The following is a 14089-nucleotide window of genomic DNA, read 5'->3' on the forward strand; positions in this document are numbered from 1 at the left end:
ATGGATTATTTCTGGGCATTTGTCATAGGCGGTCTGATCTGTGTTGTCGGTCAGCTGCTTCTGGATGTGGCCAAACTGGATGCAGGCCATGTCATGAGTACATTTGTCGTGGCTGGATGTGTACTTGATGGATTCGACTTGTATGATAATTTGATTTCCTTTGCAGGTGCCGGTGCTTCGGTTCCGATTACAAGCTTTGGCCATTCCTTGCTTCATGGTGCGATGGAACAAGCCGATAAGCATGGGTTTTGGGGCATTGCACTCGGGATGTTCCAGCTGACATCCGCCGGAATAGCAGCTGCTATCCTGTTTGGATTTCTAGTTTCGGTAATTTTTAAACCAAAGGGATGAACCCTTCATGAAAAAAGTAATTCTTATTACAGACGGAGACGCTTATGCCAAGCGGTCGATCGATTATCTTGCCGAAATCCTCGGCGGCACATCGCTTTCTTATTTAGCGGATAATCCAATGACCATTGACGCTCAGTCGATGAAAAATGCCATTCATACTGCAGATGATGAACCGGTATACGTTCTGCTTGACGATGGCGGTGTACCTGGCATCGGTAATGGGGAAAAGCTGCTGCTTGCCATTGCCGATGATCCGGAAATTGATGTGATAGGTGCTTTGGCAGTAGCAGCACATACACAGAACAGGGAATGGAGCCGGGTCAGTTTCTCAATCGATCAGGATGGAGAACTGCAGCCATTCGGTGTGGATAAGGAAGGCGTCATTACCGAGGAGTTCGGCCGAATTAACGGAGATACCGTTTATTTGCTGGATCAGTTGGATATCCCGCTAGTCATCGCCATTGGGGATATCGGGAAGATGCATGGGAAAGACGCAATCGAACTTGGCTCCCCGATTACTGAACAAGCGCTCCGTATCATCCTTGAAAGGGAGGGAAGCCGAAATGGCTGAAGAACAGAAAACGCCGATTCCGACAAAGATTGATGAAGTGAATGATTTCATGAAAGAAAGAGTCGGCGTCGGTGTCTCCTTCGATGTTGGTCACCGTACGCTGATCATTCTCAAGAAACGTGTGGAAATCTACTATACAACCGGTCTTGCGGATGCAGAAGTCGTCCAGCGTGTGCTGTCGAAATTAATGAGCATCAATGATGACGAGAGGAATGTAAATAAGGTCCCTGAAATCATCGAAAACCGTCTGGTGCACATGCAAGTGAGAAGGACAGAAAGCATCGATGACACAGTCGATCAATTCCTATCCGGATTGATCGTCGTTTTCATCGATGGCTGTGATTTTGCTTTTGTTGTCGATACAAGGTCTTATCCGGGCAGACAGCCCGAGGAGCCGGACACAGAGAAAGTCATTCGCGGTCCGCGTGATGGTTATACGGAAAATATCATCATAAACACAGCTCTGACGCGCCGGAGAATCCGGGATGAGCGACTTCGCCTGGAAATGATGCAAGTAGGGGAAAGATCCAAGACGGATATATGCATTGCGTATATAGAGGATGTCGCTGACCCTAATTTAGTGAAACTCATCAAAAGGGAATTAACAGAAATCGAAATCGATGGATTGCCGATGTCCGATAAATCAGTCGAGGAATTTCTGGTAAAACAAGGAATCAGGCCCTTCCCGCTTGTCAGGTATACGGAAAGACCAGATATTGGAGCCGTCCACCTTTTGGAGGGGCATGTACTGATTATTGTCGATACATCACCTAGTGTCATCATTACTCCGGCAACCTACTTTTCTCATTTGCAGCACGCTGAAGAGTATCGGGAGTCGCCGGGACCTGGGTCATTCATCCGTTTGGTTCGTCTGGTGGGCATTTTTGTATCATTATTCCTCATGCCTTTCTGGTATCTAGTCACTGTTCAGCCTGAGCTGCTGCCGGATACAATCGATTTTATTGGACCGAACAAGGGTGGGGGACATATTCCGTTATTCCTTCAGATCCTATTAGCTGATCTGGGAATTGAATTCCTCCGATTAGCTGCTATCCATACGCCTACACCGCTTTCAACGGCAATGGGTCTTATTGCTGCCATCCTGATTGGTGAAATCGCCATAAACGTTGGATTGTTCACACCTGAGGTCATCCTTTATGTGGCAGTTTCTGCTGTTGGCTCCTTTGTTACACCAAGTTTTGAGCTTAGTGTTTCGAATAAGATCACGCGGTTATTCTTTTTGATTGCGACGGCAATATTCGGTATCCCAGGGTTTGTCATAAGCATTACCCTTGCCATCCTGTTTCTTGTCGGGACGAAATCACTTAATACACCATACATGTGGCCATTCATTCCTTTCAATATGAAGGCGCTTAGGGAGACTATCTATCGTACACCAGTTCCTTTGGCTAAATATCGTCCGACTATCACTAACTCTCCAGACAAGACAAGAATGCCGAATTCTTAGTTGCTAGAAAAATAAGAATATGGTACGTTTACTCTATCTATTTTTTATGACAGTTCGGGTAGTGTAGCGTGTGATGCGAAAGCTCATCTTCTTCCTATGCGGAAAAGTTGGGCTTTTGTTTATGCCAATCCGATGAAGACGTTGTTTGGAGGTAATAGTATATGCAGCACCCTTTTGTAATAAATGATCAGCATGTTTTGGAAATCGGCGGCGTGGATGCCGTCACACTTGCTAAAAAATATGGTACGCCACTATTCGTATATGATGTCGGTATCATCCGTAAAAATGCCAAGGCATTTGTCGAAGCATTCGAGGCATTGGGAGTCAAAGCGCAGGTCGCATATGCCAGCAAGGCTTTTTCATCCGTCGCCATGCTGCAGGTGGCAAAGCAGGAAAAGTTATCCTTGGATGTTGTCTCACGAGGAGAGCTGCATACTGCATTGAAAGCGGATTTTCCGACGGAGAAGATCCATCTCCATGGCAATAACAAGAGTCAGGAAGAAATCTCCATGGCAGTGGAACATGATATCGGCTGTGTGGTTGTAGATAACTTCCATGAAATTGCTTTATTGGAAGCAGTGCTGAAAGAACAAGGGAAGCAGATGGATGTCCTTCTGCGCGTAACACCCGGCATTGAAGCACATACACATGACTATATTTTGACAGGCAATGAAGATTCCAAATTCGGCTTCGATATTGCCAACGGCCAAGCAGAAAAAGCATTCCTGCACGTGAAGGACAGCGAAGTGATCAGAATGAAAGGGCTGCACTGCCATATCGGTTCACAGATTTTCGAGACCGATGGATTCCTGATGGCGGTGGACAGACTGTTCGAGCTTATCAAATCCTGGCAGAGAGATTATGGCTTTGAACCAGCGGTGCTTAATGTAGGAGGCGGGTTTGGCATTCGTTATACGGAAAATGATGAACCGCTTCCGTTGTCAGATTATATCTATGCATTGGTAGAGCGAATCAAAGCCGAAGCAGAAAAAGCGGCAATCGAAATGCCGGAGATCTGGATTGAACCAGGCAGATCGATCGTTGGTAATGCAGCGGCCACCCTGTATACAATCGGATCTGTCAAAGAAATTCCGGGAGTACGCAAATATGTTGCTGTCGACGGTGGGATGACTGACAATCTACGTCCAGCGCTATACAAAGCTGTCTATGAAGCTAAAATCGCCAACCGCGCGGATGAAACGCCTGTTGAGACAGTATCCATCGCTGGAAAGTGCTGTGAATCCGGCGATATGCTGATTTGGGATATTGATTTGCCGAAAGTGGAGGCAGGGGACTTGCTTGCCGTATTCAGTACGGGAGCATACGGCTATGCGATGGCAAACAATTATAATCGTTTCGGCAGACCTGCTGTCGTATTCGTTGAAAACGGGAAAGACAAACTCGTCGTCAGACGGGAAGAGGCAGAGGAATTGACACGGTTAGACTTGTCCTATGAATAAAAAAATCCTGTATGCATGCTGCATACAGGATTTTTTCTTATTCTTCGTCGAATACTTTGACAGTTTCCATTGTGTCGCCGTTTCTCATATTGCGAGCAGTTTCCAAACCGGAAGTCACCTTACCGAAGACAGTATGGACGCCGTTCAAATGCGGCTGCGGCTCATGCACGATGAAGAATTGGCTGGAACCGGTATCTTTACCTGCGTGTGCCATGGATAGGCTGCCAGCTTCATGTGTATGTGGATTGCCTTCTGTTTCACATTTGATTGTTTTGCCGCTTCCTCCCATACCAGTGCCTGTTGGGTCGCCGCCTTGGCTTACGAAACCAGGAATGACACGGTGGAATACAACACCATCATAGAAACCGGAGTTTGCGAGCTCTTCAAAGTTCGCTACTGTGTTCGGTGCTTCCTCCGGATAAAGTTCAAATTCGATTTTATCGCCATCCAGCATTAGGATGTAACCTTTTTTAGCCATTAGCTTGTCCTCCTAAAAATAAAAAGAGTATGTACTCCTTGATGATAATACCACATAAACACTTATCCTCGCCATAATCTGCTTGCATCTATTGTATGGCGCATGAAATATAGGGAAACCTAGCAAGGAATTCCCTTGTGAATCGGGTAGTGAGAATATGGATGAAAGAGAAAGTAAAGTTGACAAAAAACGTAGATAGGTTTTAAATAAGACTACGTAAGCTAGGAGCTGAAACAAAGTTGCAGGATAGTGACAAACAAGAGAAAGTGCTTTTTTGGATCATGATGGGAGCGAGTGTCCTTTTTCTTCTGTCCATGATCAGAAGGTTATTTTCTTAATGAGGGGTTATTATGCTAATACGTTACAAGAAGTCAATGGAAAAAATCGCAATGGGACTTTTATCATTCATGCCCAATGTAAAAGAAGTGAAAAAACTGCAGGGAACAATTCAGGAATACAATGACAATCCAAATTGGCACTTGTTTCTTTGGAAAGATGAAGATGATATCCGCGGGGCGATTGGTGTCGCAATCGATGGAGATGACGCCATCGTGCAGCATATTTCAGTTGACCCATCCCACCGGGGGAATGGTATCGGCAAACAGATGGTTTGTGAGCTGCGGAATATGTATGCGCCGATGCACCAGGTCATGGCGACAGATGAAACAAAGAATTTCCTTGAGAAATGCGAAACAGAAGCTTAAAATAAAAACCAGCCTCCTTTTGAAGGCTGGTTTTCTTTGTACTATCGGCTTATAGCCAAGCAGCACCTACGATGATTAGAAGAATGAAAAGCACAACGATCAAAGCAAATCCTCCGCCGTAGCTACCCATGGTGGAATTCCTCCTTTGTATGAAAGACTCAGATAAATGCTGGAACTACCGAACATTTATCTTACGGTATAAGGTATGACAGGAGGAATGCATAGGGTTGGGCGGTTGTGAACTTTTTTCGGAAGGAGGAGATTCTGTGCAAGGGTACAGTGTAAAACTGGATGGATTCGAAGGACCGCTCGATCTGCTCCTGCATTTGATCAACCAATACGAAATCGATATTTATGATATACCGGTGGCAGTGATCACCGAGCAATATATGCATTATATACATACGATGCAGCAATTGGAACTCAACATTGCCAGTGAGTATCTGGTCATGGCGGCAACACTGCTTGCCATGAAAAGCCAGCTGCTTTTGCCGAATCAAGCAGTACTTGATGAAGAAGCAGTGATGGAGGAGGAAGATCCTCGGGATGAGCTGATGCATCGCTTGATTGAATACCGAAAATTCAAGGAAGCAGCAGAGGAACTGAAGGCAAAAGAACTGGCAGCCGACAAACTTTACACAAGATCGCCTGCTCCGCTGCCTGATAAACCAGAATTGAAACCGCTGGAGCCGGGTGAAGTGACTGTTTATGATATGGTGGCCGCTTTGCAGCGGGTCTTTCGCAGAAGGGAATGGAGCCAGCCGCTGGATACGAAAATACAGCGGGCTGAAATCGTCTTGGAAGATCGGATGGGTGAAGTGCTTCAAACTGTCAGGAACAGACAAAATGGAGTCGATTTCTTCGATCTGTTCCCGGAACGGACGAAGCAGCATATCGTGGTCACCTTTATGGCCATATTGGAATTAATGAAGAAACAGCAGATTTTCTGCAGACAAAAACAGCACTTTGATGAGTTAATCGTATTTGAAATGGGGATGCATGATGGAAGTACCATATAATAGTATTTTGGAAGGGCTGTTGTTTGCAGCTGGCGATGAAGGACTGACAAAAAAACAGCTCATGCATGCCTTGGAATTAGGGGAAGAGGAAATCGAGAAGGAACTGGCTGCGCTGAGGGAAGCGTATAACGCTCCGACCCGTGGATTATCCATCATGGAGCTCAAAGGTGCCTATTACCTGACAACAAAGCAAGAGCATGCAGTTTATCACCGTAAACTTCTCGAATCACCTCAAAGTAGCAAGCTATCGCAAGCAGCGCTGGAGACGCTGGCGATCATTGCTTATAAACAGCCGATAACAAGGATCGAGGTCGAGGAAGTGCGTGGCGTGAAAAGTGAGAGACCGATTCAAACGCTCGTAGCCAGAGGTTTCATTGAAGAAAGCGGGCGGAAAGAAGGCATCGGACGACCGATTCTCTATGTTACGACACTTGCATTCCTTGCTTATTTCGGTCTGCATTCTTTGGATGATTTGCCGCCGCTGCCAGAAGGTGTCGACGATCCGGAGAGTGCAGCCGAATTGTTCTTTGAAGATTTCCCTGCTGAAACCGATTGACAGGGATTCATCCCGCTGCCTCGGTACATATGCTAGGGCGAGGTGAGCAATCTTGAACAATAGAAATTATTTGGAGGCTTTGCTGGAATGGAGCAATGCCATGCTATCATATACAGGCGAGTCATATAGAGGAGAATGGGCAGCCGATCTCAGTGAGCTGCAGCACAACTTGCAGATTGCGTTAACGTCTGAAACCTTTTCACAAGAAGCAATACTTCAGCTCAAGCAGGATGCGGAAAGAATTGCAGCCAGGGCAGAGCAGGCAGCCCGTCAGAATAGCATTCGCTGGGGCCAGCACCGTCTGCCGCCGCTTCCTTATCGTTTTGATGCACTGGAGCCGTATATCAGCAGAGAGATCATGGAACTTCATTATACGAAGCATCATCAGTCCTATGTTGATGGACTGAACAAAGCCGAAGAAATGCTGTATTTGAATAGAGAGGATAAAACCAGCTCAGATTACAAGCATTACTTAAGAGAACAATCTTTCCATGGTTCAGGGCATTTTCTCCACACAATCTTTTGGTACAATATGTCGCCTAATGGAGGAGGAGAGCCGACTGGTCAGCTGGCTCAGCAAATCCGCAAAGATTTTGGCTCCTTCAGCAGATTCAAGAAGATGTTCTCCGCCGCAGCGGACAGTGTTGAAGGCGTTGGCTGGGTCGTCCTCGTTTGGGAACCGAGATCACATCATTTGGCCATTCAGACATTGGAGAAGCATCAATTCTTCAGTTTGCTTGACACGATTCCTTTACTGGTTTTGGACATGTGGGAGCATGCCTATTATCTTCAATATAAAACTGAAAAAAAGCAGTACATCGAAAACTGGTGGAACGTCGTCAACTGGGCGAATGTGGCACAAAGATTCCAGACTGCCAAACAAGTGAAATGGGCTCCGTTTTAAGATAAATGGGGCAAGTGTAATTAATTCTAAAAACCGAACGTTAGGGCAAAATCAAATGGCCCTAACGTTCGGTTTATTTATTCGGGATTTGGAATATACATTCGATAAGCGTAAGCAGAATCCGGGAAGGTGAGACCCCGGAATGCTCACCGCAGGAAAGCGAGTTATTCTGCCAGTCAGGTTTTGTCTCCGTCTCTTTTCACTTGTTCATAAGCTTGTCTCGGCTGCATACACTGTAGATAGATGATCAAGGGAGGTTCGAAACATGTTAAAGCGCATGCTGATTGTAATGACTGCCATTATGCTTTGTGTTACGCTCCTGCCGGGACAAGCAGCTGCCAAACCTGACGTGTCAGCGGATGCTGCTATCTTGATGGAGCTCTCCACAGGCAGGATTTTATATGAGAAGAATGCAACTGATCCAAAACGGATTGCCAGTATCACAAAAATCATGACGGCTATCATCGCCATCGAATCCGGAAAGATGGATGAAGAAGTCACTGTCAGCAAAAATGCTGTGTATACCGAGGGTTCTTCCATTTATCTGAAGGAAGGTGAAAAGATACAGCTGAAAGACTTGGTATATGGCCTGATGCTTCGATCAGGCAATGACGCAGCCGTCGCCATTGCGGAGCATGTTGGCGGAAGCGAAGAAGGTTTTACCCATCTGATGAATGAGAAGGCTGCTTGGCTCGGTATGCAGGATTCCCATTTTGATAATCCGCACGGGCTTGATACAAAAACACATCACAGTTCAGCCTATGACATGGCATTACTGACGAAATATGCCATGCAAAATGATACTTTCCGAAAAATCAGCGGTGCGAAACAATACAAAGCGGACTCCAAGAAGTATGCCTGGGGCAATAAGAATAAGATGCTGACACGCTATTATGAATATTCCACCGGCGGGAAGACAGGTTATACGAAAAAAGCAGGCAGGACGCTGGTGAGTACGGCGGAAAAGGACGGTATGGAACTGGTTGTCGTCACGATCAACGATCCGGATGACTGGCGGGATCATATGAATCTGTTTGATTGGGGCTTTGAGGAATATAAACTCACCAGGCTGAAACAGTCCGAGACGGGCACTTCGATCATCTATCCTGTATCCGAACAGGAAAAGCAGCAGGCCCAAACGAAGACGTATCTGCTGAATACGGACAAACAAGAAGACAAACAGCAGATTGGTGCGGATGTGTATTATCTGAATGATAAAAAAGTCGGCACTGTACCGATTTACTCCGTCCCGCAAAAACCAACACTGGCAGGCATGACCAAGCAAGTCTTTGATGAACTGGCAGGTGTCCGTTTATGGTGAATTACATTTGGGCAGTGATGGCAATCGGGGGCATCATTTATGCCATGATAAACGGTACGATGGACGAAGTGAATAAAGCAATTTTCCAAAGTGCGGATGATGCAGTGGTACTTGCGATCAGTTTAATCAGCGTGATGGTATTTTGGCTCGGTATCACCAAAATAGCAGAAGCAGCAGGACTTTTGAATGGACTGGTCAAGCTGGCAAAACCATTCATCGCCAGATTGTTTCCAGATATCCCGAAAGATCATCCTGCCATGGGGTATATTTTATCCAATTTGACCGCCAACTTCTTCGGACTAGGCAATGCTGCGACACCAATGGGTATCAAAGCAATGGAAGAGATGAAAAAATTAAGCAACAGTCCCAAGGCGAGCCGTTCGATGATCACCTTCCTTGCCGTCAACACTTCCAGTTTGACGCTCATTCCGACTACTGTACTGGCTGTCCGAATGAAATATGAATCCCAGTCACCAACCGAAATTGTCAGCGCTACCTTGCTGGCTTCCATCATTTCATTCATCGGGGCGATCCTAATCGATCGGATTTTCTATGAAATCCGGAGGCGGAAGGAGCGGCATATATGAGCCTTCTCACTACAGCCAGCATTTGGATCATCCCTTGTCTGATCCTCGTAGTATTGGCTATCGCGACAGCCAAACGGCTGCCGACATATGAGCTGTTTGTGGATGGCGGGAAGGAAGGCATCAGTCTGGCAATCTCCATTCTGCCTTTTTTGCTTGGCATGCTCGTCTCCATTTCCATCCTTCGGGCATCCGGAGCATTGGATGCGCTCATCGGTTTGATTACACCTGTTTTAAGCTTTATCGGGATGCCCGCAGATATCGTTCCGCTAGCACTTGTCCGACCGATCAGTGGGACAGCTGCCCTGGGCATGACCACAGAGCTGATAGCGACCCACGGTCCCGACTCTTTCATCGGACGGCTCGCATCTGTCCTGCAAGGGAGTACGGATACGACCTTCTATGTGCTGACTGTATATTTCGGTGCTGTTGGTATCCGGAAAATGGGAGATGCATTAAAAGTTGGACTGTTGGCAGATGTTATTGGTATAATGGCTTCAATCATTGTAGTAACGATTATATTCGGAGCATGAGAAGCGTTGACAATCGTTAACGCTCTTTCTTTGTTCCTGATGATAAAAGTGAGGATCAGTACATGGATAAACAAGCAGAACGTTTGCAGAAAGTCATCGCACACAGCGGTATTACATCAAGAAGGAAAGCCGAGACGATGATTTTGGAAGGCAAAGTCAAGGTAAATGGCAAAGTCGTGAAGGAACTCGGCGTAAAAGTAACCGATAAGGACACCGTCGAAGTGAACGGTATACCGCTTGAGAAGGAAAAGTCGGTCTATTATATGCTGTACAAGCCGCGCGGCGTCATCTCAAGCGTGCAAGATGAGAAAGATAGAAAAGTTGTGCTGGATTTGATGCCGGAAGTGATGGAAAGGGTCTATCCGATCGGGCGGCTTGATTATGATACTTCTGGTTTGCTGCTTTTGACCAACGATGGGGAATTTGCCAATATGCTCATGCACCCAAGCCAAAAAATCGATAAAGTCTATGTAGCCAAGGTCAAAGGCATACCGAGTCCGGAAGAATTGAAACAACTGAAACGGGGCGTCATGATCGATGGGCATAAGTGCAAAGCTGTCTACACGAAGATGATGAGCGCAGATAGGAAGAAAAACACAAGTCTCATCCAGATTATCCTGCACGAAGGGCGCAATCGTCAGGTGAGGAAGATGCTGGAAAAAATTCAATTCCCTGTTCAGAAACTCAAACGGGAACGATACGGTTTCTTGACGCTCGAAGGATTGCAGCCGGGGGCCTATCGTAAACTCACACCGGAAGAAGTGCATCGATTCAAACATGAATACAAAGAAAAACGTAAATAATTTGTCAAAATTGGCAGGTGGTTGACATGCTATACTTGGCTAAGAGGTGAGTATATTTGACATCCACTCGCAAAAAGCGTTTCTACATACGACTGACCGTGCTTGCAGCCTTGGCGGGCCTGGTTTTGACAGCAGGGTGGCAGCTGCTGGTTGAGGGAAAGTCCGAAAAGGTGGAAAACGGGGAGAAAGCTCCCGATTTCATGCTCACGGATTTGCAGACTGGCGAGGCGTTCAAGCTATCCGAGATGAAAGGCAAAGGGGTCCTTGTCAACTTTTGGGCGACTTATTGCGAACCTTGCAAGCAGGAAATGCCTTTATTCGAGGAAGCATCCAATACATATGAAAACGATAATGTCATCTTTGCCGCCATCAGCGAGGATGAAAGCAAGCTCGTAATCGATCGCTTTCGGGAGCGATACAAGCTTTCTTTTCCGATCATGCGGGATAACGGTCAAGTGATGGAAGCATATGGAGTGAATGCACTGCCGGCAACCTTTTTCATTCGTGCCGACGGAACTGTCAGCAGGACAGTGTATGGTCCATTGCAGACGGATCGTTTGGAGGATTATCTGGATGAGATTGTGCCTTGAGAGAAGAGGCGATATATATGCAGCAATGCCCTTTTTGTAAGGGGGAAAACAATTTGGTTGGCGGTCCATGTCCCCGCTGCGGACGCCGCTTGACTGAAAAACTGGATATGCGCTATGAAGGGACTATCCGGCGATCGCAGCAGTATAATCGGACGTTGATCGATAAGGTATGGCGTTTTTTCTCCTCTGTACGGAACGGGATGTATATATTGCTTCTGACATTACTGGCAACAGCTGTCGGGACCATCCTGCCGCAACGGGCCTACATACCTATCGGCAGGCTGCCCGGGGAATTTTATGCAGCCGAATACGGTGTGTTCGGCAGATGGTATCATTACTTAGGTCTTGATCAGCTGTATAGCTCATGGTGGTATATGACACTGCTTGGGTTGCTGGGAGCAAGTATCCTGATTGCCAGTATCGATCGATTTTTCCCTTTGCGCCGAGCGTTGAGGATGCAGCCTGTGAAACGCAGGGAGCATTTTTTAAGAAGCCAGCTGTATGTCCGACATAGCGTAATCGATGACCGGGAACGATTGATGAAGAATTTACGAGCTAGGCGCTATCGCATTCGGCAGGACGGGGATGACTATTTGGCAGAGAAGAACAGATTTGCCAGATGGGGCCCTTATGTAAACCATGTCGGCTTGCTGCTCGTTTTGCTTGGAGCATTTTTGCGCCTGTTCCCTTTCTTCTACCAAGATGAATTCATCTGGATAAGAGACGGAGAGACTGTAGTCGTACCTGACACCAACCAATCGCTGTTCATCAAGAATGAACAGTTCATAGTGGACACATATGATACGGATGATCCGAAATTCAAAGCTGCTATCGAACAAGAAGGCAGAATGATACCGAAAAACTTCACGACGGATATTACGGTTTTTGAAGCAGAGGACCATATCGCTGGTGATACACCGGATTTAAAACCGCTGAAACAAATGCAGGTCGCGGTGAATCATCCAGTACATGCAGCCGGATTCACAATCTATCAATCGGGTTATCAGCTGCATGAGTTCTCCAGCCTGACTCTCCGCACCGAGAATCAAGACGGCAGCACAGCGGATTTCCGCGTCGATACAGAAAATCCGCAAGCGATGTATGAGCTTGATAACGGGCTGCACGCGGAATTGATCGATTATTATCCGGATTACCGATTGGAAGAAGGCAAGGTCATCACGGAAACAAAATATCCGCGCAATCCTGCTTTTGTTTTCGATATCGAAGGTAACGATGATCATAAAGAAAGACTGTTCGTCGCAATAGATGATGTTGTGTCAGAGACTGGAACGAACCGATACAGCATCCGTGCAGTCGATTACGATACCCATCATGTAAGCGGGTTATCAGTGAAACGGGATTTGACATTACCGATATTTTTGCTCGGAGGTGTCATCTTCATGATCGGCCTTATGCAAGGGCTTTATTGGCAGCATCGTCGAATTTGGCTCCGCAGGCAGGCCGATGGCTCCTATCTGATTGCCGGGCATACGAATAAACATGCATCCTCCTTTGAAAGAGAAGTGGAGCGACTGTTGGATGGCTATAAAAAAGGGGGGAGCAGCTGATGGAAAATCTATCTATCATAAGCGGTCATCTGCTTGAAGCTGCTTTTATCAGTTATTTGGTGGGGGTCATCTTGTTTACGTGGTCTGCAGCTAAAAAACGGCAACGCTACCTTGAACGGTTCGCTTTTGGAATCACTGCCGCTGGATGGCTTGCCCAGCTTGGCTTTTTCACGCTCCGATGGATATACAGCGGACATGCACCCGTCAGCAATCTATTCGAATTCATGACCTTTTTTGGCATGATGCTCATTTTAGTATTGTTGATCATGTATCGCTTTTATCGCTTTCCATTAATCGCGGTGACGGCTTTGGTGATCAGCATCCTGATCATTGGCTGTGCTGCCATGTTTCCGCGAGAAGTGGCGCCGTTAGTCCCCTCCTTGCAAAGTCATTGGCTATATATCCATGTGACGACAGCCGCACTTGGGGAAGCGGTACTTTCTGTCAGCTTTTTTGTTGGTTTTTTATATATCCTGCATGAAACGAATCAGGAGAAACAGCATAAGACAGCAAGGGTGATCGAAGGGTTCCTCGTTCTCATCCTTTCAGTGGCAGGCTATGTCCTGCTCGCATTTTTGTTCCGGATGTTCGGTTATACTGCTAATGTGACAGGAGCAGAAGCAAGCATCATCTATCAGCTTCCGCCTTTCTTTGTCCCAAGCGACACTGTCTCCTCACCGTTTCCGATCCAGATTATGGTACCCGACTGGCTCCGCGGCGAAAATGCGGCTCAAAAGTTTAATACGATGATACTCTCGTTGCTCGCAGGCTGCGTGCTTTATATGCTTATCCGTATCTTTACCAGGAAAAGGATTGGCGCAGCGTTGCAGCCACTGGTACGTAAATTGCCCAAAAATGCCCTGGATGATATAGGTTATCGTTCTGTCGCAGTAGGGTTCCCCATTTTCACGCTTGGCGCACTCATCTTCGCGATGATCTGGGCACAGCAGGCATGGGACCGTTTTTGGGGTTGGGATCCTAAGGAAGTATGGGCGCTGGTCACTTGGCTTTTCTATGCTGCTTATCTGCATATCCGCATGCAAAAAGGCTGGCAAGGTATTCGTTCTGCTTGGCTGGCTGTAATCGGCTTTTGTATCATCATGTTCAATTTGCTGGCAGTAAATTTGCTAATCGTAGGATTGCACGCGTATGCTTAACATAAAAAGAGAAAAGGGGAAG

The 14089-nt window shown here is 46.6% G+C and carries 17 protein-coding genes; 15 read left to right on the forward strand and 2 right to left on the reverse strand.

Features of this window, described 5'->3' with window-relative positions; genetic code table 11:
- The 4 genes from spoVAE to lysA all read left to right on the forward strand — a co-directional run bounded on the left by spoVAE (position 1) and on the right by lysA (position 3850).
- Positions 1-351 carry a stage V sporulation protein AE gene (spoVAE, locus tag BLQ53_RS15940; RefSeq protein ID WP_093728306.1) on the forward strand — a complete coding sequence of 117 codons (351 nt, stop codon included), beginning with the start codon at positions 1-3 and terminating at the stop codon, positions 349-351.
- A gap of 7 nt (positions 352-358) precedes the next feature.
- A complete protein-coding gene (gene spoVAEA, locus BLQ53_RS15945; RefSeq protein WP_093728307.1) occupies positions 359-922 on the forward strand; it encodes a stage V sporulation protein SpoVABEA in 564 nt (187 codons plus the stop codon).
- The gene (locus BLQ53_RS15950) at positions 915-2390 is read left to right on the forward strand and encodes a spore germination protein (RefSeq protein WP_093728308.1); all 1476 of its coding nucleotides are present in this window, start codon (positions 915-917) and stop codon (positions 2388-2390) included. The genes spoVAEA and BLQ53_RS15950 overlap by 8 nt, the downstream gene beginning before the upstream one ends.
- Positions 2391-2551: 161 nt before the next feature.
- A complete protein-coding gene (lysA, locus tag BLQ53_RS15955; protein ID WP_093728309.1) occupies positions 2552-3850 on the forward strand; it encodes a diaminopimelate decarboxylase in 1299 nt (432 codons plus the stop codon).
- 37 nt (positions 3851-3887) lie between these two features.
- Here the strand turns inward: lysA and BLQ53_RS15960 are convergent, their stop codons facing one another.
- Positions 3888-4328 carry a peptidylprolyl isomerase gene (locus tag BLQ53_RS15960; RefSeq protein ID WP_093728310.1) on the reverse strand — a complete coding sequence of 147 codons (441 nt, stop codon included), beginning with the start codon at positions 4326-4328 and terminating at the stop codon, positions 3888-3890.
- A gap of 350 nt (positions 4329-4678) precedes the next feature.
- On the opposite strand from BLQ53_RS15960, the gene BLQ53_RS15965 reads away from it, so the two are divergent.
- Positions 4679-5032, forward strand: a complete 354-nt coding sequence (locus BLQ53_RS15965) for a GNAT family N-acetyltransferase (RefSeq protein ID WP_093728311.1) — start codon at positions 4679-4681, stop codon at positions 5030-5032.
- A 49-nt stretch (positions 5033-5081) separates the two neighbouring features.
- Here BLQ53_RS15965 and BLQ53_RS15970 read toward each other — a convergent pair whose 3' ends face one another.
- Complete coding sequence (locus BLQ53_RS15970) at positions 5082-5162, reverse strand: YjcZ family sporulation protein (RefSeq protein WP_038561009.1); 81 nt, start codon at positions 5160-5162, stop codon at positions 5082-5084.
- 136 nt (positions 5163-5298) lie between these two features.
- Between BLQ53_RS15970 and BLQ53_RS15975 the strand changes: the two genes are divergently transcribed.
- From BLQ53_RS15975 to ccsB, 10 genes are all read left to right on the forward strand, one after another.
- The gene (locus BLQ53_RS15975) at positions 5299-6051 is read left to right on the forward strand and encodes a segregation/condensation protein A (RefSeq protein ID WP_093728384.1); all 753 of its coding nucleotides are present in this window, start codon (positions 5299-5301) and stop codon (positions 6049-6051) included.
- Positions 6035-6607, forward strand: coding sequence for an SMC-Scp complex subunit ScpB (gene scpB, locus BLQ53_RS15980; protein WP_093728312.1), 573 nt, complete (start codon positions 6035-6037; stop codon positions 6605-6607). Before BLQ53_RS15975 ends, scpB begins: the two co-directional genes overlap by 17 nt.
- A 52-nt stretch (positions 6608-6659) precedes the next feature.
- Positions 6660-7511 carry a superoxide dismutase gene (locus BLQ53_RS15985; protein ID WP_244499369.1) on the forward strand — a complete coding sequence of 284 codons (852 nt, stop codon included), beginning with the start codon at positions 6660-6662 and terminating at the stop codon, positions 7509-7511.
- Between the two features lie 265 nt (positions 7512-7776).
- A complete protein-coding gene (locus BLQ53_RS15990) occupies positions 7777-8832 on the forward strand; it encodes a D-alanyl-D-alanine carboxypeptidase family protein (RefSeq protein WP_093728313.1) in 1056 nt (351 codons plus the stop codon).
- Positions 8826-9419 carry a nucleoside recognition domain-containing protein gene (locus BLQ53_RS15995; protein WP_093728314.1) on the forward strand — a complete coding sequence of 198 codons (594 nt, stop codon included), beginning with the start codon at positions 8826-8828 and terminating at the stop codon, positions 9417-9419. The genes BLQ53_RS15990 and BLQ53_RS15995 overlap by 7 nt, the downstream gene beginning before the upstream one ends.
- The gene (locus tag BLQ53_RS16000) at positions 9416-9949 is read left to right on the forward strand and encodes a spore maturation protein (protein ID WP_093728315.1); all 534 of its coding nucleotides are present in this window, start codon (positions 9416-9418) and stop codon (positions 9947-9949) included. The genes BLQ53_RS15995 and BLQ53_RS16000 overlap by 4 nt, the downstream gene beginning before the upstream one ends.
- Before the next feature lie 62 nt (positions 9950-10011).
- The gene (locus BLQ53_RS16005) at positions 10012-10752 is read left to right on the forward strand and encodes a pseudouridine synthase (protein ID WP_093728316.1); all 741 of its coding nucleotides are present in this window, start codon (positions 10012-10014) and stop codon (positions 10750-10752) included.
- 56 nt (positions 10753-10808) lie between these two features.
- Positions 10809-11342 (forward strand): redoxin domain-containing protein, encoded by a 534-nt coding sequence (locus BLQ53_RS16010; protein WP_093728317.1) that lies wholly within the window; start codon positions 10809-10811, stop codon positions 11340-11342.
- A gap of 53 nt (positions 11343-11395) precedes the next feature.
- On the forward strand, positions 11396-12910 hold the full coding sequence (gene resB, locus BLQ53_RS16015; RefSeq protein ID WP_170829739.1) for a cytochrome c biogenesis protein ResB: 1515 nt from the start codon (positions 11396-11398) through the stop codon (positions 12908-12910).
- Positions 12910-14067, forward strand: coding sequence for a c-type cytochrome biogenesis protein CcsB (gene ccsB, locus BLQ53_RS16020; protein WP_093728319.1), 1158 nt, complete (start codon positions 12910-12912; stop codon positions 14065-14067). Before resB ends, ccsB begins: the two co-directional genes overlap by 1 nt.
- Positions 14068-14089: the final 22 nt, after the last annotated feature.

The sequence above is a fragment of the Terribacillus halophilus genome (assembly GCF_900101385.1).
Taxonomy (GTDB): Bacteria; Bacillota; Bacilli; order Bacillales; family Amphibacillaceae; genus Terribacillus; species Terribacillus halophilus.

What these genes read in the sequence shown, in the direction of transcription:
- spoVAE (WP_093728306.1), top strand. Translation starts at nt 1, where the DNA reads ATGGATTATTTCTGGGCATTTGTCATAGGCGGTCTGATCTGTGTTGTC.
- BLQ53_RS16005 (WP_093728316.1), top strand. Translation starts at nt 10,012, where the DNA reads ATGGATAAACAAGCAGAACGTTTGCAGAAAGTCATCGCACACAGCGGT.
- BLQ53_RS15960 (WP_093728310.1), bottom strand. Translation starts at nt 4,328, where the DNA reads ATGGCTAAAAAAGGTTACATCCTAATGCTGGATGGCGATAAAATCGAA.
- BLQ53_RS15990 (WP_093728313.1), top strand. Translation starts at nt 7,777, where the DNA reads ATGTTAAAGCGCATGCTGATTGTAATGACTGCCATTATGCTTTGTGTT.
- spoVAEA (WP_093728307.1), top strand. Translation starts at nt 359, where the DNA reads ATGAAAAAAGTAATTCTTATTACAGACGGAGACGCTTATGCCAAGCGG.
- ccsB (WP_093728319.1), top strand. Translation starts at nt 12,910, where the DNA reads ATGGAAAATCTATCTATCATAAGCGGTCATCTGCTTGAAGCTGCTTTT.
- lysA (WP_093728309.1), top strand. Translation starts at nt 2,552, where the DNA reads ATGCAGCACCCTTTTGTAATAAATGATCAGCATGTTTTGGAAATCGGC.
- BLQ53_RS15995 (WP_093728314.1), top strand. Translation starts at nt 8,826, where the DNA reads ATGGTGAATTACATTTGGGCAGTGATGGCAATCGGGGGCATCATTTAT.
- BLQ53_RS15950 (WP_093728308.1), top strand. Translation starts at nt 915, where the DNA reads ATGGCTGAAGAACAGAAAACGCCGATTCCGACAAAGATTGATGAAGTG.
- scpB (WP_093728312.1), top strand. Translation starts at nt 6,035, where the DNA reads ATGGAAGTACCATATAATAGTATTTTGGAAGGGCTGTTGTTTGCAGCT.
- BLQ53_RS15970 (WP_038561009.1), bottom strand. Translation starts at nt 5,162, where the DNA reads ATGGGTAGCTACGGCGGAGGATTTGCTTTGATCGTTGTGCTTTTCATT.
- BLQ53_RS16000 (WP_093728315.1), top strand. Translation starts at nt 9,416, where the DNA reads ATGAGCCTTCTCACTACAGCCAGCATTTGGATCATCCCTTGTCTGATC.
- BLQ53_RS15965 (WP_093728311.1), top strand. Translation starts at nt 4,679, where the DNA reads ATGCTAATACGTTACAAGAAGTCAATGGAAAAAATCGCAATGGGACTT.